Annotated in this window: 20 protein-coding genes; 8 read left to right on the plus strand and 12 right to left on the minus strand. The window is 58.2% G+C overall.

What is annotated here, in order from left to right; all coding sequences use genetic code 11:
• Nucleotides 1–12: 12 nt before the first annotated feature.
• The 5 genes from PVA19_RS12115 to mmsB are packed head-to-tail and all read left to right on the plus strand — an operon-like array spanning nt 13 to nt 5145.
• Nucleotides 13–1203 (plus strand): acetyl-CoA C-acyltransferase, encoded by a 1191-nt coding sequence (locus PVA19_RS12115; RefSeq protein ID WP_274102637.1) that lies wholly within the window; start codon nt 13–15, stop codon nt 1201–1203.
• Nucleotides 1203–2330: an acyl-CoA dehydrogenase family protein gene (locus PVA19_RS12120; RefSeq protein ID WP_274102638.1), complete on the plus strand. Its 1128-nt coding sequence runs from the start codon at nt 1203–1205 to the stop codon at nt 2328–2330. The genes PVA19_RS12115 and PVA19_RS12120 overlap by 1 nt, the downstream gene beginning before the upstream one ends.
• A 44-nt stretch (nt 2331–2374) precedes the next feature.
• Nucleotides 2375–3148, plus strand: a complete 774-nt coding sequence (locus PVA19_RS12125; protein WP_274102639.1) for an enoyl-CoA hydratase-related protein — start codon at nt 2375–2377, stop codon at nt 3146–3148.
• A gap of 1 nt (nt 3149) precedes the next feature.
• Nucleotides 3150–4226: an enoyl-CoA hydratase/isomerase family protein gene (locus PVA19_RS12130; RefSeq protein WP_274102640.1), complete on the plus strand. Its 1077-nt coding sequence runs from the start codon at nt 3150–3152 to the stop codon at nt 4224–4226.
• Nucleotides 4227–4242: 16 nt separating this feature from the next.
• The gene (gene mmsB / locus PVA19_RS12135) at nt 4243–5145 is read left to right on the plus strand and encodes a 3-hydroxyisobutyrate dehydrogenase (protein ID WP_274102641.1); all 903 of its coding nucleotides are present in this window, start codon (nt 4243–4245) and stop codon (nt 5143–5145) included.
• 51 nt (nt 5146–5196) lie between these two features.
• Here the strand turns inward: mmsB and betC are convergent, their stop codons facing one another.
• Both betC and PVA19_RS12145 read right to left on the minus strand, forming a co-directional pair.
• A complete protein-coding gene (betC, locus tag PVA19_RS12140; RefSeq protein WP_274102643.1) occupies nt 5197–6711 on the minus strand; it encodes a choline-sulfatase in 1515 nt (504 codons plus the stop codon).
• A 15-nt stretch (nt 6712–6726) separates the two neighbouring features.
• A complete protein-coding gene (locus tag PVA19_RS12145; RefSeq protein ID WP_274102644.1) occupies nt 6727–7680 on the minus strand; it encodes a choline ABC transporter substrate-binding protein in 954 nt (317 codons plus the stop codon).
• A 93-nt stretch (nt 7681–7773) separates the two neighbouring features.
• On the opposite strand from PVA19_RS12145, the gene PVA19_RS12150 reads away from it, so the two are divergent.
• Complete coding sequence (locus PVA19_RS12150; RefSeq protein WP_274102645.1) at nt 7774–8670, plus strand: choline sulfate utilization transcriptional regulator; 897 nt, start codon at nt 7774–7776, stop codon at nt 8668–8670.
• Between the two features lie 30 nt (nt 8671–8700).
• Here the strand turns inward: PVA19_RS12150 and PVA19_RS12155 are convergent, their stop codons facing one another.
• From PVA19_RS12155 to PVA19_RS12195, 9 genes are all read right to left on the minus strand, one after another.
• Complete coding sequence (locus PVA19_RS12155; RefSeq protein ID WP_274102646.1) at nt 8701–10308, minus strand: DHA2 family efflux MFS transporter permease subunit; 1608 nt, start codon at nt 10306–10308, stop codon at nt 8701–8703.
• 27 nt (nt 10309–10335) lie between these two features.
• Nucleotides 10336–11490 carry an HlyD family secretion protein gene (locus PVA19_RS12160; RefSeq protein ID WP_274102647.1) on the minus strand — a complete coding sequence of 385 codons (1155 nt, stop codon included), beginning with the start codon at nt 11488–11490 and terminating at the stop codon, nt 10336–10338.
• Between the two features lie 161 nt (nt 11491–11651).
• Nucleotides 11652–12539, minus strand: coding sequence for an RDD family protein (locus tag PVA19_RS12165; protein ID WP_274102649.1), 888 nt, complete (start codon nt 12537–12539; stop codon nt 11652–11654).
• A complete protein-coding gene (locus tag PVA19_RS12170; protein WP_274102929.1) occupies nt 12536–13582 on the minus strand; it encodes a stage II sporulation protein M in 1047 nt (348 codons plus the stop codon). The genes PVA19_RS12165 and PVA19_RS12170 overlap by 4 nt, the downstream gene beginning before the upstream one ends.
• Nucleotides 13583–13611: 29 nt before the next feature.
• Nucleotides 13612–14928, minus strand: a complete 1317-nt coding sequence (locus PVA19_RS12175; protein WP_274102650.1) for a DUF58 domain-containing protein — start codon at nt 14926–14928, stop codon at nt 13612–13614.
• A complete protein-coding gene (locus PVA19_RS12180; RefSeq protein WP_274102651.1) occupies nt 14929–15885 on the minus strand; it encodes an AAA family ATPase in 957 nt (318 codons plus the stop codon).
• The gene (locus PVA19_RS12185) at nt 15872–17065 is read right to left on the minus strand and encodes a hypothetical protein (protein ID WP_274102652.1); all 1194 of its coding nucleotides are present in this window, start codon (nt 17063–17065) and stop codon (nt 15872–15874) included. The genes PVA19_RS12180 and PVA19_RS12185 overlap by 14 nt, the downstream gene beginning before the upstream one ends.
• A 19-nt stretch (nt 17066–17084) precedes the next feature.
• Nucleotides 17085–17726: a hypothetical protein gene (locus tag PVA19_RS12190; RefSeq protein ID WP_274102653.1), complete on the minus strand. Its 642-nt coding sequence runs from the start codon at nt 17724–17726 to the stop codon at nt 17085–17087.
• 68 nt (nt 17727–17794) lie between these two features.
• Nucleotides 17795–18241 (minus strand): DUF805 domain-containing protein, encoded by a 447-nt coding sequence (locus tag PVA19_RS12195; RefSeq protein WP_113179077.1) that lies wholly within the window; start codon nt 18239–18241, stop codon nt 17795–17797.
• Nucleotides 18242–19035: 794 nt separating this feature from the next.
• On the opposite strand from PVA19_RS12195, the gene PVA19_RS12200 reads away from it, so the two are divergent.
• Nucleotides 19036–21189: a catalase gene (locus tag PVA19_RS12200; protein ID WP_274102654.1), complete on the plus strand. Its 2154-nt coding sequence runs from the start codon at nt 19036–19038 to the stop codon at nt 21187–21189.
• A 95-nt stretch (nt 21190–21284) separates the two neighbouring features.
• Here PVA19_RS12200 and PVA19_RS12205 read toward each other — a convergent pair whose 3' ends face one another.
• Nucleotides 21285–22352, minus strand: coding sequence for a LacI family DNA-binding transcriptional regulator (locus tag PVA19_RS12205; RefSeq protein ID WP_274102655.1), 1068 nt, complete (start codon nt 22350–22352; stop codon nt 21285–21287).
• 229 nt (nt 22353–22581) lie between these two features.
• On the opposite strand from PVA19_RS12205, the gene PVA19_RS12210 reads away from it, so the two are divergent.
• On the plus strand, nt 22582–23409 hold the full coding sequence (locus PVA19_RS12210) for an ABC transporter substrate-binding protein (RefSeq protein ID WP_274102656.1): 828 nt from the start codon (nt 22582–22584) through the stop codon (nt 23407–23409).
• Nucleotides 23410–23437 lie beyond the last annotated feature (28 nt).

The raw sequence follows: 23437 nt of genomic DNA on the forward strand, positions 1-23437 counted from the left end.
AGGAGAAAACAGATGACTGAACAAGACCCAATCGTGATCGTCGGCTCCGCCAGAACACCCATGGGTGGTTTCCAGGGGGATTTTGCTGGCGTTCCTGCCGCGACACTCGGCGCAACCGCCATTGAAGCGTCGCTTGCGCGCGCCGGATTGGCAAAGGATGCTGTCCAGGAAATTCTCATGGGCTGCGTGCTCTCCGCAGGGCAGGGTCAGGCGCCTGCGCGGCAAGCGGCGATTGCCGCCGGTCTGCCGCTTTCAGCTGGTGCTACGACCCTGAACAAGATGTGCGGGTCCGGCATGAAGGCCGTGATGCTGGCCCATGATCTCATTCACGCGGGCTCTTCGGATGTCGTCGTTGCCGGCGGCATGGAGAGCATGTCGAATGCACCTTATCTCTTGCCGAAGGGGCGCACGGGTCATCGCATGGGACATGGACAGGTTCTCGACCACATGTTTCTCGACGGCTTGGAGGATGCCTATGAGAAAGGTCGCCTGATGGGCACGTTCGCGGAGGATTGTGCCGAGGCCTACCAGTTTACGCGCGACGCCCAGGACGCCTACGCAATGGCGTCGTTGGAGCGAGCCAGGCGGGCGACGATCGAAGGCCGTTTCGTGTCGGAGATTGCTCCGGTGCTGGTTTCGGCGAGCAAGACTGAGACACGCGTTTCGATCGATGAGCAGCCGGGAAAGGCGCAGCCGGAAAAGATACCGAAGCTTCGCCCTGCATTTCGGGAAGGCGGTACCGTCACCGCCGCCAATGCCTCATCCATTTCGGATGGCGCCGCAGCGCTCGTCCTGATGCGGGCATCGGAAGCCGAGCGGCGTGGTCTAACACCAAAGGCGCGCATTGTCGGTCACGCCAGCTACGCCAACGAGCCTTCGCTCTTTGCAACCGCCCCCATCGGCGCGCTGCGTCGGCTCTCGGAGCGGACGGGTTGGGCGTTGTCCGATGTCGATCTGTTTGAGATCAACGAGGCATTCGCGGTGGTGGCCATGGCCGCCATGCGCGACCTCGATCTGCCGCATGATAAGGTCAACATCAACGGTGGCGCCTGCGCGCTCGGCCATCCCATCGGCGCCTCGGGTGCGCGGGTTATCGTCACGCTTCTTGCAGCACTGCAGGATAAGCGGCTTGATCGCGGCATGGCGTCAGTCTGCATCGGCGGAGGCGAAGCCACTGCCATCGCAATCGAGAGGATAAACTGATGTTGCTTGACGACGTACAGGAACAGATCCGCGAGACGGCACGCGAGTTTGCCGTCGATCGACTGGCCCCTGGCGCTGCCGCGCGGGATCGCGATCATACTTTCCCCCGGCAAGAGCTGACAGAGATGGGAGAACTTGGATTTCTCGGCATGCTCGTGTCGGAAGATTATGGCGGCTCGCAAACCGGAACGGTCGCCTATGCGCTGGCATTGGAAGAAATTGCCGCGGCAGATGGAGCATGCTCGACGATCCTGTCTGTTCACTCCTCCGTCGGCTGCGTGCCGATCTTACGTTTTGGCACGGAGGAGCAGAAGTCTCGCTTTCTTCCGAAAATGGCATCCGGCGCGTGGATCGGCGGCTTCGCCCTGACGGAAGCGCATGCCGGATCAGATGCATCTGCATTGCGTAGCCGCGCGCGGCTCGATGGCGGTCATTACGTTATCGACGGTTCGAAACAATTCATCACTTCGGGCAAAAACGGCAACGTCATCATCGTGTTCGCGGTCACCGATCCTGAGGCCGGCAAAAAGGGCATATCTGCCTTCATCGTGCCCACCGACACACCGGGCTACAATGTCGTTTCCGTCGAGCACAAGATGGGCCTCCATGGTTCCGACACCTGTGCGCTGGCATTCGACGGAATGCGTGTCCCGGTCGAAAACCGGTTGGGTGGCGAGGGCGATGGCTATCGCATTGCGCTCGCCAATCTTGAGGGTGGACGCATTGGGATTGCGGCTCAGGCGGTCGGCATGGCGCGTGCGGCGTTTGAGGCTGCGACGGCCTATGCCAAGGAGCGCCAGAGTTTTGGCAAACCAATCATTGAGCATCAGGCTGTGGGCTTCAGCCTGGCGGACATGGCAACGCAGATCGAGGCGGCGCGCCAGCTCGTGCTGCATGCGGCCAGCCTGCGGGACGCCGGACGGCCATGCCTGACGGAGGCCTCTATGGCCAAGTTGTTTGCTTCGGAAATGGCAGAGAAAGTCTGTTCCGCCGCAATCCAAGTGCATGGCGGTTATGGCTATCTTGCAGACTATCCTGTCGAGAGGATTTACCGAGATGTGCGTATTTGCCAGATTTACGAAGGCACCAGCGAGGTGCAGCGCTTGGTCATCGCAAGACAGCTCTAAGAGCCTCTGAGAACGGTACGCCTGGAAAGAAACGGGAGAGCGCTATGTCAGAATGTATCGAGATCAGCCGGGAGGGCCGTGTTGCCCTGATCAGGCTCAATCGTCCGGCGCAGCTCAACGCGTTGAATTCGCAGCTTGCACGCGACATGGTTTGCGCGGTGGAAGAACTCGAATCCGACAAGGACGTCGGGGCACTGGTCGTCACCGGCTCGGACAGAGCGTTCGCGGCGGGAGCAGACATCGCCGAAATGGCGGACAAGAGCGCACAGCAGATGATCGAGGAGGATTTCTTCGCGATCTGGGATCGCTTCGCCGGTAGTCGGTTGCCGAAGATTGCCGCCGTAAACGGTTATGCGTTGGGTGGCGGATGTGAGTTGATGATGATGTGCGATTTTGCCATCGCGGGCGAAAGCGCGAAGTTCGGCCAACCCGAAATCAAGCTCGGCGTCATCGCAGGCATGGGTGGAACGCAGCGCATGACGAAGCAGATCGGCCGGTCGTTGTCGATGGATCTGCATTTGACCGGGCGCATGATGGGAGCGGACGAGGCCCTGCGTGCTGGTCTCATTTCGCGCGTCGTTCCCGACGCCGATGTGGTGCCGACTGCCATGGCGGCTGCGACACAGATAGCGGACTATTCGCGTTCTGCGGTGCGTCTTGCAAGAGAGACCGTGATGAAGGCCGAAGAGCTATCGCTGCATGAGGGCATTCTTTACGAGCGCGCCATGTTTCATCGCCTGTTCGGTACGCCTGATCAGCGCGAAGGCATGGCCGCATTTGTCGAGAAGCGCAAAGCCAATTTTCAAAGGGAGCAATAGCATGTCCGGAGAGACCTCAACCGGCATCACACCCAATGAGACGGTTGTCGTCAGTCTGGACGGCGCGTTGGGGCGCATCCATCTCAACCGTCCCGAAGCGCTCAACAGCCTTAACCTCGATATGGTCCGTAAAATCTCAGACGGGATCGACGCGCTGGAGAGCAATCCCGCGGTTCGCGCGATTACCCTGACCGGGGAGGGACGGGCCCTGTGCGCGGGCGGCGACATCAAGATGATTTGGCAAGTGGGTCGAACCGCTCCGCAAGAGGCTCTCGCGTTCTGGGCTGAGGAATATCGCCTGAATGCCAGGATCAGCCACCTGCGCAAGCCCTGGCTGGCTGTTATGGACGGCATCTGCATGGGCGGTGGCGTTGGCTTGTCGGTTCATGGCAGCCATCGTATCGTCACGGAGAAAACGCGCTTTGCGATGCCGGAAACCGGTATCGGCTACTTCCCCGATGTCGGCGGCACATGGGCATTGTCGCGCGCGCCGCAACACCTTGGTTTCTGGATCGGTCTTACCGGCGCGACGATCGGCGCTGCAGATACGATTGCTGCTGGTCTTGCCGACGCCATGGTCCAGTCAGAAGCCCTCCCGGGTCTTTTGGCTGATGTCGCATCGGGACCGACGGTGGAAAGCGCGATCAAGGCGCATGCTGTCGAAGTCGGTGTTTCGATGCTGAAAGATAATGCGGTCCTGATCGACAGCGTGTTCGCTTCGGAAGACATGGAGGAAATTTTTGCCGCCCTGCAGGCGAACGGGTCAGACTTTGCGAAAAGCACCCTGGCACTGCTCGAGGCGAAATCCCCTACAAGCCTGGTCTTGACCTTGCATTTGCTGCGCGCAGCGCAGAGCTCAGCCTCACTCGAAACCTGCCTCGATCGGGAATACGCCGCCGACGCATTGATCCTCGATGGCCACGATTTCTACGAGGGCGTGCGAGCCGCCGTCATCGACAAGGATCGCGATCCCATCTGGTCGCCCGCACGATTGGGAGAGGTCGATCAAGAGGGGCTCGTTTCTGCCATCAAGCCGCTCGCCTCGCTGTTTCCAATTGCAGTTGCGGACGATCTTTGAGGCAAGGAGAATAGATATGGTCCAGTCGATCGCCTTTATCGGTCTTGGTAATATGGGTGCGCCGATGGCCGGAAATCTGGTCAAGGCGGGTTACACCGTCACCGGTTTCGATGTCGCTGAGCCTGCGCGCAAAAACGCGACGGAGCGAGGCGTCCGGGTGGTTGAAACCATCGGTGGGGCGGTCGGCGGCGCGGATGCCGTCATTACCATGCTTCCGAATGGCGAACTGGTGCTGGATGTCTGGAGGCAGCTTGTCGGCATTCTCTCACCCGGAACGCTCGTGATCGACAGTTCGACGATCGATGTGGAAGGTGCTCGGGCCGCGCATGGATTGCTGCCGGAATGCCTCACGATCGACGCGCCGGTTTCTGGTGGAACGGGCGGTGCCGAAGCCGGAACGCTAAGCTTCATGCTGGGTGGAGACGCCGCTGCAATCGAGGCCGCGCGTCCGGTTCTGGAACCGATGGCTGGACGCATCATCCCTTGTGGAGCGGCAGGTGCGGGCCAGGCGGCGAAGCTCTGCAACAATATGCTGCTTGGCATTTCGATGATTGGCGCGGCTGAAGCCTTCGTGCTTGGAGAGAAACTCGGTCTGAAACATCAGGCACTCTTTGATGTGATATCCACCTCATCCGGTCAATGCTGGTCGGTCAACACCTACTGCCCGGTGCCGGGTCCCGTTCCGACCTCGCCGGCGAACCGTGATTATGCCCCCGGATTTGCGAGCGCGTTGATGCTCAAGGACCTGCGCCTGGCAAACCAGGCCGCAACGGACTCCATGGCGATGACTCCGCTCGGTGCGCATGCCCTAAAACTCTATGAGGCTTTCGTTGCATCAGGCCATGCCCACGAGGATTTCTCGGCGATTATTGCGCTTCTGAGGGCCGCCAGGTCAGTCGATGATGGGAAGACCGGCTGATGGCAGCAAGCCTGCCGGCTCCTCGGGGTAAGATTGACGCCTGAGCGTTTCTTACTCTCCGCGTGGATAGCGCTGGTTTTCCTCAAGCACATTAAGGTCCATGTGATTGCGCATGTATCGCTCCGACGCTTTTTGCAGCGGCTGGTAGTCCCAAGGATAATAGGCGCCGTTGCGCAGCGCCTTGTAGACCACCCAGCGCCGTGCCTGGCTTTCGCGGACTGCCTCGTCAAAGGCGGGCAGTTCCCATCGTCGGTCGATCTCTGCTGATAGCGCCGAAAGCACGTCGCGAAAGGCGGGATCGCTGGCAAGGTTGGTACGCTCTTCGGGGTCTGTCTCCAGATCGTAGAGCAGTGGTGGATCAGCGTCGCAAACCGAAAGCTTGTAGCGCCCGTCACGAAGCGCGACGAGTGGCGCAATCGAGCCTTCGGCCGCATATTCCATCGGCACGGGACCACGTGTGCCGCCCCCTGCGGCCAGGGATGCCAAGTCCTCGCCATCCGTCCAGCGCTTCAACGAGGTGATGTTGAGCCCGGCCAATCCGCACAGCGTCGGTGTGACATCGAGGGTCGAGACAGGTGCGTCGATCTTCGCAGGCATCCAACCCGGCGCTGCGATCATCAACGGCACGCGCGCGGAGCCTTCGAAGAAGCACATTTTGAACCATAGCCCGCGTTCACCGAGCATATCGCCATGGTCGGACAAAAACAGGATGATGGTGTCCTCCTCCATCCGGGTGGCTTTCAGGACTTCCAGAATCTCGCCGATCTTCTCGTCGATGTAGGAGATGTTGGCGAAGTAGCCGCGTCGTGCGCGCCTGATCTGCTCCGGTGTAATGTCGAACGCCTTGTGATCGCATGCTTCCAACAGGCGTTTCGAATGCGGGTCCTGATCCTCAAAGGCGATCGCTTCCGACCGCGGATCGAGTGCTGGGCACTCCTCGTAGAGGTCCCAAAACTTCCTTCGGGCCACGTAGGGATCATGCGGATGGGTGAAGCTGACCGTCAGGCACCATGGCCGTTCATCGAGGCGGCGTGACAGATCATAGAGTTTGCGCGTGGCGTTATAGGCAACTTCGTCGTCATACTCCATCTGGTTGGTGATCTCGGCAACGCCCGCACCGGTGACGGAACCGAGATTGTGATACCACCAGTCGATGCGCTCGCCGGGCTTGGTGTAATCAGGCGTCCAGCCGAAATCCGCCGGATAGATATCCGTCGTCAGGCGTTCCTCAAAGCCGTGCAGTTGGTCGGGCCCGACGAAGTGCATTTTTCCTGAAAGGCCCGTGTAATAGCCTGCCGCCCGCAGATGATGGGCATAGGTCGGTATGTCGGATGCGAATTCGGCAGCGTTGTCATAGACCCTTGTTCGACTGGGCAATTGACCGGACATGAAGGAGGCACGGGCCGGCGCGCAAAGCGGGCTTGCCGTGTAGGTATTGGCAAAGCGGACGGACCGCTCTGCCAATGCTTTCAGATGGCGCGCGTGCAGGAAATCCGCGGGTCCGTCGGGAAAAAACGTTCCGTTGAACTGGTCGGCCATCAGGATGAGAATATTGGGACGGGCCATGTCGGATTTCCGGCTTCAGAGCCCAAGCTTTGCCTTGACGGCGGTATCGCCCGGTTTGCCGTCCAATGTCGTTACCCCTTGCAGCCAACCGTCGATTGATTTCGGGTTTGCCTTCAGCCAAGCCGCAGCCGCTGCTTTGGAGTCCTCGCCACCGAGAATCGAGCCCATCAGGCTGTTTTCCATGTCGATATCGAACGTCAGGTTTTTGAAAAGCTTCGCCGCATTCGGGCACTGCTGAGGCCAGCCGGTGCGCGCAAGCGTGTAGACTTCCGCGCCGCCGAAATTGGGACCGAAATAGGCGTCGCCGCCGGAAAGATAGGTGATGTCGATCTTCTTGTTCATTGGATGCGGAGCCCAGGCGAGGAAGACCACCGCCTTCTTGTCGCGACCTGCCCGCTCCACCTGCGCCAGCATGGCCTGCTCGCCGGATTCCACCAATTGCCAGCCTTTGAGACCGAAGTCGTTGGCATCGATGATTTTCTGAATGTTCTGGTTCGCAGGCGCGCCCGGCTCGATCCCGTAGATCTTGCTTTCGAACTCGTCTGCATGCTTGGAGAGATCGGCGAAATCCTTAACGCCCTTCTCCGCCATATAGGCTGGCACCGCCAGCGTGAACTTGGCGCCTTCGAGATTCTTCGTCATCACCTCGGCGGCCTTGGCGGCTTTCAGGTCATCGACGAAGGATTTCTGCGCTGGCATCCAGTTGCCAAGGAAGACGTCGATCTCGCCGTTTTTCATCGCCTGATAGCCGATCGGAACGGACAGGGTTTTCACGTCCGCCTCATAGCCCAGCGCATCGAGCAGAACGGAAGCCACACCATTCGTGGCGGTGATGTCAGTCCAGCCCGGATCGCTGAGGCGGACCGTCTTGCAGGCCGCATCGTCGGCGGCCTGAAGTGGAGTGGAGAAGGCTGCCACCGATAAAAACAGACCAGCGGCGATGCGATGCAGGCGATAATCGATTTTCATTGTGGCTCCCCTTTATTAGTTTCGTTTATTGAACGCAGCATTGTTTTTGCCTGTAAAGCAGGTATTTTTCGATAGTTGGCATAAGGAATTTTAATGTCAGAGCGACCGCTCGATCTTGGCTGGATGCGCATTTTTACCGAAGTGGCTCGTCGCGGCAACCTGACGGCAGCGGCTGCATCGCTCAGGCTGACCCAGCCGGCTGTCAGCTACCAGATCCGCAGGCTCGAGGATGAACTTGGTGTTGCCCTGATCCGCCGCAAACATCGTGGGATAGAACTCACCGCAGAAGGGCAGCGGCTCTTCGAGGTTGCATCGCGCAGTGTCGACGCCATCGACCTTGTGGCGGGCCAACTGCGCAAAACCGACGAGCGTCAGACGATCCGCCTGCACACGGACTATGCATTTTCGTCTCTGTGGTTGATCCCGCGCATGCACGGCTTTCGTATCCTCAATCCCGATATCAATATCCAGATCGTCGCGACACAGGACCCGCTGGGGCAGGGTAAGCACGACAGCGACGTGATGGTGATCTTCGGGACAAAGCAGGATGCAGGCGAAGGAGCGGTCCTGCTGCTTTCTGAAAAGGTCACTCCGGTGTGCGCGCCCGCCTTGCTGGCGGATAGATCCGCAACCGCGAGCATCGCGGATTTCTCCAGACGTAAGCTCATTCATCTCGAAAACAATTCCCAGACGCATTGGTACGATTGGGCCGACTACCTGACCCAATTCGGCGTGGAGCGAGCACCCGAACACAGCGGCGGCGACATCAGCTTCAACAACTACGCGATGGTCGTGCAGGCAAGCATCTGCGAACAGGGTTTCGCGCTCGGCTGGGCGGGATTGATTGATCCTCTGCTGGAGGCAGGTGTGCTGGTAACTGCGGGTCCGAGCCTCGATGCACCGAACCGCGGCTACTGGTTGATGCGACCCAAGAGCAAAGACGTGGCGGTGGGTAAGCTGACAGATTGGCTTATTGGCGAGCGGCACTAAAATCTCTGGCGAGGCTTGTGGCAGAGAGGCTCAATGCATTCCGCCACCTCCAGCCTTTGTATCGACGTTGCGCAGGATCAATGCCAGCGGCACCGCGAGTATGGAAATGACCGCCAGGACAAAAAACACATCGATATAGGCAAGGAAGCTCGCCTGAGCGCCGACCTGCTGGCCGATGAGCGCCATGGCCTGGTTTTGTGCGTCCACCACAGAGGAGCCACGCTCCGCGAAGAAGCCCTGCAGGTTCTGCATGGTTTGATGATAGGCCGGATCCGCGGGATTGACGTGTTCGACCAATCTGCTCTGGTGCCACTGCTGGCGGTGAGCCAGTACGTTTGAGGCGATGGAGACGCCGATCGAGCCGCCGGTGTTGCGGGCTGCGTTGATCAGGGCGGAGGCCTGGTCGGTCTGGTCTGGTCGCAGACCGTGGTAGGAGGCGGCGGTTATCGGGATGAAGATCAGCGGCAGGCCGAGACCCAGAATGCAGCGCGACCAGACGAAGAAGCTGAAATCCGCATCGGGGCTGAGGCGCGTCAGGTCGTACATGGACAGTGCAACCATCGTTGCGCCAACGGCAATCAGATATTTTGGTTGGATGCGGGACGTCAACTGGCCTGCCATGAACATCATGAACATGGTCACCAGACCGCCTGGGGATAGCGCCAGGCCCGCCCATGTGGCGGTATAGCCATAATTTTCCTGCAGCACCTGCGGCACGAACTGGGTGGTGGCGATGAGGATGGCGCCAATTGCCAGCATCACGATCATGCACGAGCCGAACTGTCGGGTTGCGATGAGACGCACATCGAGTACCGGGTTCTTCGTCGTCAGTAGCCAGGGAATCGATGCTGCCAGTGCGGCAATACAGATGACCGCTGTGACGATGATGAAGGTCGAGTCGAACCAATCCTCGATCTGGCCGCGGTCGAGCATGAGTTCCAGCGATCCGAGGAACGTCGCGACCAGCAAGAAACCGATAATATCGAAACGGATGCCGCGTTGGCGCATCTCTTCGCGCTTTTTCTTCTGGTCGTCGGAATCGTTGACCAGGAAATAGACGAGCAGGAAAGCAAAAATGCCGACAGGCCCGTTGATCAGGAAACACCAATGCCAGGAGAGATTGTCGGACAGCCAGCCGCCAAGTGTCGGGCCGACGACGGGTGCGACCACCACGGCGATGCCGAAAATCGCAAAGGCCTGGCCGCGTTTTGCCGGAGGAAAAGCGTCGGTGAGGATCGATTGCGACACCGGCACCATGCCGCCGCCGGCAAAACCCTGGATCATGCGGAAGACGAGAAGCGACGGCAAATCCCATGCCAGCCCGCACATGACGGAGGCGACCGTGAACATGGCAAGGCAGACGAGGTAGAATCGTTTGCGACCATAGCGCTGGGCAATGAAGCTCGAAGCGATCAGCGCGATGGCGTTGGAGACGAGATAGGTGGTCACCACCCAGGACGCCTCGTCGGAACTGACGGCCAACCCGCCGGAAATATAGCGTAGCGCGACGTTGGCGATGGTGGTGTCGAGCACCTCCATGAACACGGCGAGCGCCACGACGACCGCCACCAACCAGGGATTGGTGCTTCGGCCACTCGCCATTTCGCCGGTTCCGCCTGTCGCTGTCGCGGTTGCCATATCCGGTCCTCGGTCCTGATGTCTGGATTAGCCTCTGGGGCGAACGGTCACGGTGGGTTCGACCGACATGCCCGGACCGATGGAGACATCCTTCGGCCAATTATCAACCGTGATCTTCACCGGCACGCGCTGGGTAACCTTCACATAGTTGCCTGTGGCGTTCTCTGCCGGGAGCAGCGAGAAGGCGGTGCCGGAACCCGGCTGCACGGAGTCGACCTTGCCGTGCAGAAGGTGATCCGGATAGGCGTCGATCGTGAGGTCCACCGGCTGGCCGGGGCGCATATCGGCCAGTTGCGTTTCCTTGAAATTGGCCGTGACCCAAATTTCATCCGGCACGAACATGGCGATGGCCTGGCCCGCCTGGACAAATTGCCCCTTTGCACCACTAATCTTCACCACGCGACCAGGCTGTGCAGCGGTGAGCGTCGTGTAGTCGAGGTTCTGGTCGGCGCTTTCCTTCTGGGCCTCTGCCTGCTTCAGGCTTGCCTCAGCGCTGGTGCGCTGCGCTTCTGCGGCGACCTTGTTCTTCATTGCCGAACTGATGTTGGCCTGGGCTTCCGCATATGCCGCCTGAGCCTGGCGCAAGTTTGATTCTGCCTGCTGGGATGTCTGCAGGCTGCCGGCGCCGCCCTGCTGCAATTGGCGCTGTCGGTTGGCCTCGTCTTTCGCAAACTGCAGAGCGGCGCCCGATGAGGCCTCGCGCGCCTTTGCTTCATCGATCGCAGCCGACGCGACATCGATCTGTGCCGTCGCATTGATAATCGATGCCTTGGCCGCTTCCACCTGCGCCTCGGCCTGATCCACGGCGATCTGATAATCGCGCGGGGCTATTTTGGCGATCACGGCGCCAGCCGCGACATGGGCGTTGTCGGTAACGGCGACATCTTCAAGATAACCGGAGACCTTCGTCGCGAGCGCAAAACTGCGCGCATCGACAAAGGCGTCGTCCGTCGTCTCGTAAGGATAGAAATAGACGAGCCAGACGAAATAAGTAGCAATCCCGAGCCCAATAAGACCAGCAATGATGAGCGCCGTCCAATATGGATGTCGGCGTATCACTGATGGCTTCTTGTCTTCCTGCTTTGGTTGTTGACCGTCGGTTGCTGTCTGAAGCTCGCGATCCTGCGGATCGCCGTTTTGCTTCGCTTCGTTCTCGGAAACGGCGCGCTGAGCTTGAACCACGATATGCCTCTAAAAATAAGCTGAATATTCGACGTCAACGCAAGACTTACTTAAAAGTTCCGGGCAAAGTTGCACCGCAAAAAAATCCTGAGAGTGCCTCGTTTTCTATGACGCGACGTCCTCTCAGATGACGCTTTCGTGGTCAGAAACGCACTGAGATTTCACGGGCTGGTGGTGTCCTTGCCGGCGTTGTGGAACTTGTTCTCGCGGCGTTTGCCGAAGAGCCGCAACGTTTCAAGATGCTCGCGCTGCGCGACGTAGAAGGCATTCAAAAACTCCAGTTCCTTGCCTGGCGTCACAGCTTCGGGGTAACCGATCTTTTTGATGATCGCCTGGGCGATCTCAGTGGCCTGCTTGTCGCGCAGACGCGTGTTTGGATCTCTGAGCAGGCCTTCCAGGGTCTGCAACTCATAGCTTCCGTAAATATCCAGATGTTCCGGCCTGAACTCGAACCCCGCCTGGGTCGCCTTGATGGTGGATGTGGCGGCTGCAAGATCGGGCAGGAGGACTGAGCGGGGATTTTCAATGACGAGGGTCCCGGCCATGAGATCGCCGAGCCGTTGCCGCCGATTGCTGGATAAAGTGACGGCCACCACGATGACGAGCCAGAAGAGGGTTGTCCATGTCAGCCAGACGGGTGATTCTGAAAATAACAGGCCCAAAGGCGTGAATATTTCCACCTCCTTCATCAGATTTCGTGTGGCAATCTGATGCGGCGTCAGGCGGCGGCCTTCGACATTCACGACGCGGATACCAGCGATCCGTTTTCCCAGCGTGCGGCCATTCCAGATCAGTTCTGACAAAATGTAATAGGGCGTCCGCAACAGGAATCCCAAAAGCGCAATCGCCGTTGCTCTGGCGCTCTCCTCCAATGTGCCACTCAGCGAAAGCACAATGATGCAGATGAGCGCGATGACGAAGGTCATCACGAAGTCGATGAACTGCGCGCCGAGCCGCGATGCGACAGACGCGATGTCAAGTTGAAGCGCAACGCCTTCCGGCGGCATCAGTTCTTCTACACGCTTGCCGTCGCGAAAGATCAGGCTCATCGCTCGGTCTCTTTCGATGGCGTCCTGTCGCGGCCCGACAAGGTCAGCCAGGCCACCCACAGAGCCCCCACACCCCACCCGATTGCGATCCGCCACAATGGGTCTTGAATGGTCTGACGCAAGAAACCTTCCAGAAAAGCGGCAGCAATCAGCATGATGGCCGCAAGGAAGGCGAGCTTGACGGCATCGTGGGCCTGTTGCCGCAAGGCGTCCCTGCGGCGCAACGCGCCGGGCAGGAGGACGGCGAGCCCGAGACGCGCGCCACCCGCGCAAGCAATCGCAATCGCCGCAAGTTCCGTGACGCCGTGGATGGAAAGCCACGCGAACACGTCGTAACCCAGGCCATGTTGAGAGAACATTGCGAAAAATACGCCCAATATCATGCCATTGTAAAAGGTCAGTGCGAAGCTTGGAATGGCTGCGAAGATGCCAAGGGTGAAAATCAAAACGGCAATCGTCGTGTTGTGGGAAAAAAGGTAAGCCATAAAGGCCGCCAACTCGTCCGTGGCGTGACCCTCATTTCCATAGATCGTCGATCGAAGCAGATCCGCCGAGGCGGAGGGCGTGCGATCACCCGCCAGATCGGCCGGCACAAGCGCATAAAACCAGCTGTGATCGTCGAGATAGAGTTTGTACCCAACGGCGGCCCCGAGGATCATTGCGAAAAAGCCGATGAACAAGGGGAGGTAGGACCGTCGTACGGCCTGCGGGATACCACGGATCAACAGCCGGCTTATCAGGCCACTCACGCTTTCCTGCGGTGCATAGACCACGAGATAGGCGCGGGCGCACAGGCTCTCGAGATAGGATATCAGCGCCTTGTCCAGCGATATGTCGCGCGCGACGCTGAGCGAATTCATCGCCTGCCTGTAGCCAGAGGTGAGCGTGCGCACCTCATCATAGTTGAGTGTGACCACGCCGCGCTTTTCGACCCGTGTCACAAGCTGGTCGAGCACCCGCCATTGTGCCTCCCGCTCGGCTCGAAACCGGGCAGAGCGCAGCATGTCCAACGGTGCCGGTGTCTGCGTCGGCACGCTCGGCATCGCTACATTAAGGTCGACATTTGGCCCGGTCATAGCATCTCGCGAGATTTGATTTCGATGTAGCGGCCAATCAGATCGGATGTGAGCGCTTCAGGCGTGCTGTCGAGGCACATGACGCCGAGGCGGGAAAGCGTTTCCAGGACGGTTCGACGCTCCTGCGAAATCTGGCGGGCGGCAACCGATCGTGCGACACTGTCCAGCGTCAGGATGTCCGGTTCGATCAGCGTCTTTATACTGGAGTCACTCAGGGCGATGTAGACGATGAAATGCTGCTTCGCCAAGGTGCGGATCGTTTCTACCATCAGTTCGGCCGTCGTACTGTCCACGAAGTCGGAAAAGATGATGATGAGCGAGCGCCGCTTCAATTGACCGGCGAGATAGGTAAGGCCGAGCGTATGGTTGGTTTCATGTGCCTCATAGCGCAATGTCGCACAGGCTGATTGCACCCTAGTGAAAGCGGCACGCCCAGGCGTGGCGGGCAGGAACAGGCGAGGCCGGCTGTCGAAATTGTAGAAGCCGACCAGATCACCCGCCTGTCCGGCTGCCCAACACGTTGCCAGTGCGGCATTGATGGCGCGGTCGAGCTTTGCGATACCGGCAATTTTCTCGGCCATCAGGCGCCCGGAATCGACGCATAGAATGATTTGCTGATTGCGCTCGGCCGTCAGGTCCCGCACGACAAGGCTACGCATGCGGGCGGAGCGCTTCCAGTCGATGCTGCGCGTATCCATGCCAACTGCAAATTCGCGCAGCTGGTGAAACTCAGATCCTTGTCCACTCAGCCTCATGTCTTTGCTGCCAGCCTCAAGCGGCAGGATCTGAGCGTTGATCGCTCCGGACAGCACGGGCGAAATGTCGGGCGCGACGGTGATCTCGCGGGCAATGGGCGCGCGAACAACGACTTCAAGCAGCTTTAGCCGTGAAGCCCATTTCAACCAGATCGTCTCGACCTTGAACACCCCGCGGCGCGTCAGGCGGATATCCATGGACGACGTGGTTGTCGCTTTTCGGTTGGCTCCGTGATCGAAAGTGGTGACGTCCTGCGCCACAAGCTCGAGCGGCAGATCAAGCCGGGCTTCCATCTTCAAGGGCAAGGCGCCGCGATGCGGCGAAAGCTCCACAGACAATTGCACATTGTGGCCGACGAAACCTCGGCCCGGCAGATCAAAGGCGATCTCGATCCGCTTCGACCAAACCGAGAGCGCAATATCGAGCAAGACCGCTATTCCCACGATGCCCCAAAGACCCATGATCACGATATCGACGCCGGGCCACCACACGGCCGTCAGCACCGTCAGCGCGGTCATGATCAGAACGAGAGCAATGAGGGAGGAAGAGGGGCGCATTTATCGCGGTGCATCCATACGGTTCAGGATGGTGCGAAGCACGTCTTCAGTCGTCCGGCCATCGATTTCCGCTGCGGGAGAGAGGATGATGCGATGGCGCAAGGCTGGCACCAGCAGTGCCTGAACGTCGTCGGGTAGGCCGTATTGACGTCCCCCGAAAGCTGCCCGCACGCGCACCGCTGCCGATAGCGCGTCGGCTGCGCGTGTCGAGGCGCCTTGAAGGATCTCCGGATCGGAGCGCGTCGCCCGGACGAGATCGACAATATAGGTGAGGATGCTGTCGTCGAGATGAATGCTGTCGATCAGCGCCCGGCCCTCGGCAAGAATGGAGCTGGTGACGAGCGGACGAATGCCCACTTCGTTCAGTTTCGTCTGGATCGGTTGACCCGCATGACGTTTCAGGATGTCGATTTCTGTCTCGCGATTGGGAAAATCGATGACGAGTTTGAAGAGGAAGCGATCGAGCTGCGCTTCCGGCAGGGGGTAGGTGCCATGCTGCTCGATGGGGTTCTGCGTGGCGAGCACGAAGAAGTCCAGGCCAAGCGGATAATCGGTGCCGTCGATCGTCACCATGCGCTCATTCATGGCCTGCAAAAGGGCGGACTGCGTCTTTGGAGGCGCGCGGTTGATTTCATCGGCAAGCAGGATGTTGGTGAAGACCGGGCCTTTGGTTAGATGGAATTGACTGGTCTGGAAGTTGAAGAGGTTCACGCCCAGAACATCGCTCGGCATCAGGTCCGGCGTGAATTGAATGCGCCGGTACTGCAGGTCCATGACGGCCGAGACCGAACGCGCGAGCAAGGTCTTGGCGGTGCCGGGTGGTCCTTCGAGAAGGCAGTGGCCGCGCGCAAAGATCGAGATCAGGATCATGTCGATAAGGGCGTCCTGCCCCTGCACGGTCTTGGCGATCTCGCCGCGTATCGCGACAACCAGATTGCGAAACTCATCTAGATTCAAGCTTGATGCTCCCTAGTTGTTTTTTAAATGTTTCAAGATGCCGATGCAGATCGGGCTGGGTCATGGATTTGCCGCGGTTCATAAGCTCTTTCGATATCGCTTCGAAAGCCTCGGCACTGGAACGATCGCGCAAGGCAAGATGGCGAAACATTCGTTCGATACCGGTATCGTTGGCTGCATGGGGTCCAAACAAGAGGCCGGCTTTGTCGGCCAGCAGGTTGTGAACAAATTGCGCGGTCATGCGTCCGTCATTGCCGGATAGGTGCAAAAGCCGCGCGGTCGCTTCTGTGGCCGCAGCTTTTGACAGATCGGATGTCGCCTCGTTCGTCAACGGTTTGCCGAAACGGACCGCGCCTCTCCAGAAACAGACAGCAGCCACGAGGATGATGGCACCCCAGATGAACCATAAGTGATGTGCGAGAAAACGGTCGGGATCAGCGGCGTTGGACGCAACTGCGTCAGCTGTCGCAAGATAGACGGGGCGCCTGCCGAAAAGGCCGCGCAACTCGTCGATCATGGAGATGGCAAAATCGGCATTTTCGCCGAGCGCCAGCCCATGATTATTGAGGAGATCGGGATCAGAAAGAACATAGAACTCAAAGTCGAAAGTACATTTTAGCAGCAGCGGGCCCGCTTGAAGCCCAGCCATTTCCTCGCAGTTCGAGGGGGTTTGGTCGCGGGAAAAGACCTGTGCTTGATAGATCCTAATCGTCTCGACACGGTGTCTTAGAATGGATTGTTGGGCCTGCCTGAAACGCGGTCCCGTCCTTTTGATGTGAAGATTGGGGATACCGATCCGGGCGAGGGCGTCGTCGATGTCGGATGACGGTATGAGAGCGTCTTCACGGGCAACGCCCTGCTCAAGACGATCGGCTCGCCATTTTGGTAATACGATCAGGGTTGGGGTGATGCTGGGTTTGTCGCCGAAGACCGCTGAATGCGTACTTCTGTCGCCATCGCCTATTATCCGACCGGCTCTAGACCAAGGCAGCGGCACGATGCGGAGCGAGGCGCGCGAGACTGGCGAATTGGTCGACGGGTCGGTGCGCGCAACCTGGATGCCCGAGGACCGCAGCCAGACTTCCAGTCCCATATAGCCGGTGGGGGAGCGATCGAAGTCTGCGTTCTCCTGAGTCAATCCTGTGCCGGCATGCGTCAGTGCGCTGAACAGTACGACCAAAAGGAGGATCAAGCGGGACCTAAACACGAGACGAATTTCCACTGAAAAGCAGAGGCTGTGCTACCTGCAACAGTTCCGAAAAATCGCTTTCCGCAGGGACCTTTCCACCATAATGGGCGAGTTCAGTCTGTAAAAGCAGACGCCGCAACTCATCCCGATGCTCCATCTTCTTGGGCAGTCTAACAAACACTGTCCGTTCGGTATCCGAACGTAAGACATGCGTTCCCGTCCGCTTGGCCGATTGAAGCAGGCATTGCCTCAGCAATTGCACAAGCGCCTCCCTTCGATCCGGCATTGCGGCGATGTGTGCCAGGAAATCGCGCGGCTTTTCGTTGGCGTCACGTGTGGTGCTTTGCCAGTTTTCCGGTTTCTCGCTTCGGTTCGGCTGCGTCGCCATCGGTGCGCGCGACAACAAGACACCGCCGCTGCCGAAAAACATCCACAGGACGATAATGGCAACGAGGACGATGAGGACGATAAGCACACCCAGAAAGCCGCCGAGGGCAGGCGGGCTCGACACCGCCGGTGGCACCTCGGAAGGCCTAGGGGCCTCCGGCTTTGCCTGGGTCGGCCCCTCGGGATAGGTCAGCGTACAGCGCACTCCATTTTGTAGGCACTGTGCCTTGTAATTTTCGGCGCTCCCCAACGGCTCTTGAGCCACCGCTCCCACCGGAGCGGTCGCAACCGACCATAAGACAGCCAGCCACAACGATGGCTTCAACTGGCGTTTCAGGCAAACACCTCTGCGGATGACTGCGGGCTCAGAGGGTCTAGGCCAAACTTGTTGGGACCTTTTGTTCCGGGAAGGATAAAGATCACGAGCATTGCAATAGGCGCTAGTAAGCCAACAATAGGCACGAAGGTCACAACAGAAAGGCCGAGAAACCACCAACCGGAAATGTTGCGGTCATGGAAGCGGCGAACGGCCACAGATATCGTCGGTAGAAACATTCCGAGAGTTATTAACGTCGAAACGATCCCTGTAACGATTACCCATGGTGGGAGATCTTGTCCGGGCTCGCGACCTACGGAGAAAAATCCAACAACAAACGACCAGCCGAATGATACCAAGTATATGAAAACCTGAAACCACCAAAATTCAGATCGGCTGGATCTGCCAGAGAAGGTCGCATATTTCTCCTTGAGAACCGTCCGAACCGCTTCTTTAAAACCCATTTTACACCCCGTTCTGCCCCATGCTGATTATCTGCGATCTTTCAAGAGTTCAATTTTCGACGCTTCTGTACCATGCCGAAGTCTCTAACTCAGTTTGCGCTTGTCGTCATCGAGTGCCGCAGAGCAAATGTAAGCCGCAAGCTTGATCTACTTCTTCAACCCCGTGACGAACGAAACCGACCTCTGCTCCGATCTTGCAAGGCTGCACGTCAAGACACGTTCAGATTGCATTGAAGGCACTTCGATCATTCTACACTACGGTTTACTGCCAAGAGGGTTTGCCTGCCCGGCGTGTCTTCAATCATTAGTGCAAAATCGTGATACTGCAACAGGAAGATGCGTTATTTTCCAACGAAAACACAGGATTAGCTGGGCGAAATATAAGTGTAATCTCACGATATTTCTGCGTAATAGCGGTCATCGCCGAAGAATAAAATCATCAAAGATTATCAATTTCGGGTTGATATCAATAAAGGTCGGAATCGAAGAATTGAATTGTTTGCCTGTATTACCATGCGCCAACTTTTGTTAAATTATTTATATTTGCTTCCCAAAGTTTTGAGACGGATTTGCATGGTTCGCTGAGCCTTCATCCATCGTAACCTCTGCACGCCCTGCCACGACCTTCCATTGGTTCGAAAGGGTACGAAAACGCCTGATAGCGAATATCATGGTTGATGAAGTGGAACCGACCTTCGCTGGGTCCATTGTAGCTTTGAGCTTGGCTTCGCCAACGCCTCTGCAGCGCGCATGCGTGCAGTTCTTCCATTCATCAAACCACAAAGGATTTGGCTATGACCGAGCGTAAGCAAGGGAACCATTCGCCGAGCACTGACAATTCTCTTCATGAGGTAACGCCCGGCTCCGGCCAGGCAAGCTTTGAAGAGCAGCGTGGCAAAGGCGACGAACTGCAGCAGACGATCGGGGCGGGTAGTGGAGAAGGCGCAGACTATCTGACCGACAACTTCGGCCATCGTATTTCGGACAATCAGAACAGCCTCAAAGCGGGGAGTCGAGGTCCCACCCTGCTGGAGGATTTTGTCCTTCGCGAAAAGATCTTTCATTTCGACCACGAGCGGATCCCTGAGCGGATCGTGCATGCCAGAGGGTCGGGCGCGCATGGCGTCTTCGAATGCACCAAGGCCATACCACACTTGACCAAGGCGTCTATCTTCCAGGAGGAAGGGAAGAGCTGTCCTGTTTTTGTGCGTTTTTCGACGGTCGCCGGTGGTGCCGGCTCTGTAGACACGCCACGTGATGTCAGAGGCTTCGCGGTGAAGCTCTACACCGAAAGCGGCAATTGGGATCTGGTGGGCAACAACATCCCGGTCTTCTTTATCCAGGACGCCATCAAGTTTCCGGATCTTATCCACAGTGTCAAAATGGAAGCGGACCGGGGTTACCCCCAAGCGGCTTCGGCTCATGACACGTTTTGGGATTTCGTCAGCCTGATGCCGGAATCGATGCACATGATCATGTGGGCAATGTCGGATCGCACCATCCCCAGATCGTTCCGCCATATTGAAGGCTTCGGCGTTCACACCTTCCGTCTGGTGAACGCTGAAGGCGAGAGCAAGTTCGTCAAGTTCCACTGGAAGCCCAATCTTGGTCTGGCATCCACCACTTGGGACGAAGCCGTAAAGATTGCCGGTGCCGACCCGGATTTCCAACGCCGCGATCTTTTCGAATCCATCGACCAGGGTGACTTCCCGTCATGGGATCTCGGGATCCAGGCGTTTGATGAAGAATGGGCTCAGAAGCAGCCCTATGACGTGCTGGACGCCACCAAACTTATTCCGGAAGAGGACATTCCTGTCGAGATCATCGGTCGGATGACGCTCAACAGAAACGTCGACAACTTCTTTGCTGAGACCGAGCAGGTCGCGTTTCTGCCAAGCAATATCATTCCTGGTATCGACTTCAGCAACGATCCACTGCTTCAGGGCCGACTGTTCTCCTATCTCGACACGCAGAAGTCCCGGCTCGGCACGACGAACTTCCATCAAATCCCTGTCAACGCGCCGAAGTGCCCTTTCCATAACTTCCAGCGCGACGGCATGATGCAGACGCTGGCTCCCAAGGGCAGGGCAAACTACGAGCCAAATAGCCTGAGCCAGGCAGGCGAAGACAGCGGACCACGCGCGTCTGTCGCGACCGGCTTCTCGACATTCGAGACCAATGACGAGCGAAACAATCCGGCCCAGAAGCTTCGCCAGCGTGACGAACTTTTTGCCGATCACTACAGCCAGGCTCGCATGTTCTTCCGTTCGCAGACGGAGAGCGAGAGAACGCACATCGTCTCCGCGATCGTGTTCGAACTCTCGAAAGTGCAGCTCGCGCATGTGCGGCAAAACGTCGTGTCGAATCTGCGTAACATCGAGGAAGACTTGGCGCGTCGGGTCGCTGATGGTTTGGGCATCGATCTTCCCGCAAAGTCCTCGCCGAAAAAAGAGCCGATCGACATGCCGGTCTCAGACGCCTTGTCGATCCAGAAGAACGCTCTGGAGACCCTGGAAGGGCGAAAGATTGGCGTGCTGATCGATGATGGCTCCAACAAGAGCGCGGTCGACAAACTCCTGAATGACATCAAGCAGCAAGGTGGAACACCCTTTGTTGTTGCCAGGAAAGTTGGCGGCGTCAAACTTAATGGCGGTACGATGCCCGCAGACGGTCAGCTTGCAGGATCGCCTTCCTTCCTGTTCGACGCGGTCGTTTCCATTCTCGCTCCGGAGGCTGCACAAAAGCTGACGAAAGAGGCTGCGGCAATCCAGTGGTTCATGGATGCCTATGGTCACTGCAAGACGATCGGCTACTGTCCTGCCACCAAGGCACTGCTCGACAAAGCAAATGTCGAAATGGATGAAGGTGTCGTCCCAGTCGATGATTTTCTGAAGGTCGGCGCCAAGCGCCACTGGGATCGTGAACCGCTGGTGCGCGATCTTCCCTGACAGATGCATGAGAGGGGTGGCGTTGCTTCACGCCACTCCTCTAACGTTTTTTCGCTCTTTTATCTTTCGGGCAAGTCGTCCAACAGACGAAAAACTTAAAGTGCCGCTCGCACAGAGGCGCGTTCAACGATCTCGGTTTTCAGGACAACCTTACGCGCAGTTTCCGTCGCCCCATTCAAGCGCTTGACGAGAAGTTCCGCCGCCGTCGCGCCGAGATCGTACACAGGCTGGCGCACCACCGTCACTGGCGGCGACGTCACCGATGTCCAGTCCGCATCGTGGAAGGACACAAGCGACACGTCGTCCGGGATTGTAAGACCCAACTCGCGGTGGACTTTGAACGCTTCGAGCGCGATCATGCTGTCCGAGGCAATAATGGCCGTTGGGCGTTGCGGCGATTGAAGCATGTCGGTGACGATCCGCCGGGTTTGGTCCGGTGTCACGGCACCAACGCGCACCCATTTCCCCATATCGCTCAGGCCGGCCTCTTCGCAGACACGGAGGTACCCTTCTATGCGCCGTCGCACGGAAGCGGTGCTGATATCCTGAAGCGTGCGGAAGCTATGGTCCGGTGTGTCGCAGGCGGTAACATAGGCAATGCGGCGGTGGCCGAGTGAAACCAGCTGTCGCGTAATGCTCTCTGCAGCATGCCGGTCATCTGCAATCACGGTGTCAACAGCAAGAGTATCGCTGCCGCGGTCGAGCAACACGAGCGGCAACCCCGAACGTACAGCCTCGTGCAAATGCTCGACGTCATCATCCTTGGCTGGCGAAACGATGAGACCATCCACCCGCTTGGAGAGCAAAGTGCGAATGGCTGCCTTCTCCGCGTCGATGTCCTCACCGGAGTTGCTGAGAATGACAGTAAAGCCAGCCTGCCGTGCGACGTCGGTGATACCGCGAACGGCAAGGCTGAAAAACGGGTTTTCGATATCGCCGACCACGACACCAATCGAACCCGAGCGGCCGGTGGTCATGCTGCGGGCAAGCTCGTTCGTTCGATAACCAAGGGCGCGGGCCGCCGCCGTGACGACCTCACGCACGCGATCGCTGACGGTTCCGTATCCGCCCAGAACACGCGCGGCCGTTGCCTTCGAGACGCCGGCTTTGCGCGCGACGTCGGCCACGGTGACGGAAGAGTTCTTGGGCGGGCTTTTGTCCATAAATGACAGCCTTACAAGAGAACTTGACGACTGGCAAATGCGAAGCTAACAATTGCTAAATATGAAAGAGACCGGTCTCTTTTTAAATGAGACCGGTATCAATCCAATAAAAAGACTTTCAGCATGCGAAACTGCATGGGCCGGGATTGGTGGCTTCGCGCCGTCTTCCGGATGGGACCCACGCGCCTTGACGACATCGCAAACAACAACTCCAGAGGACACGACGCCAATGCGACTGACTGAAGCTTTTACATCTCCACTGACCAAGATGCGTGCCGCGGCCGTCGCGCTCACCTTCGGTTTGATCGCCGCCGCCACGCCAGCGCTTGCCGATAATCCGCTCGGCCTGATCGACGAAAATACCATCAGCGTCGGAACCATGGGTGACGCCAAGCCCTATGCCTTCACCACGGCAGACGGCAATTTTACTGGTTTCGACATCGAGTTGTTTCTCAATATTGCCGAGCGCTTGGGCTTCAAAAAAGACCAGGTGATCTTCACGGGCCAGGAATTCTCGGCATTGATGCCGTCAGTGGCGAACGGCCGCTTCGACGTCGCTGCAGCCGCGATCGGTACAACGGCCAAGCGCAAGGAGACCGTTGATTTCTCTGACGGTTATCTTGCCGGCTTCCTCAGTGTCCTGACCTCCGAGGATATCAAGGATGCTGCGGGTCTCAAGGGCAAGCGCCTCGGCGTCGTCCAGGGCACGCTTCAGGAAATCTATGCCGAGAAGAACTTCGCCGGCACCGATCTCGTGAAATTCCCGGACAACAACTCCGCCGTTTCGGCCCTGAATAACGGCACGGTCGATGCCCATTTCCTCGATTTCGAGGCGGCAAAGGATTATTCCACCCGCTATCCGGCACTGAAGATCGCCGTCAACATTCCAAGCTTCGATGCGCCTGCTGGCTTCGTCATCCGCAAGGGTAACGACGCCCTGCGCGAGGCGATCAACAAGGCGCTGAAAGAGGCGATGCAGGACGGAACCTGGAAGAAGCTCCACGAAAAGTGGTTCCCGGGAACGCCCATGCCTGCGACATATCTTCCCAAGCAGTAATGCCACCTTCCGGTTCGGCCTTTACCGG

The sequence above is a fragment of the Agrobacterium sp. CNPSo 3708 genome, assembly GCF_028674915.1.
Classification (GTDB): domain Bacteria; phylum Pseudomonadota; class Alphaproteobacteria; order Rhizobiales; family Rhizobiaceae; genus Agrobacterium; species Agrobacterium cavarae.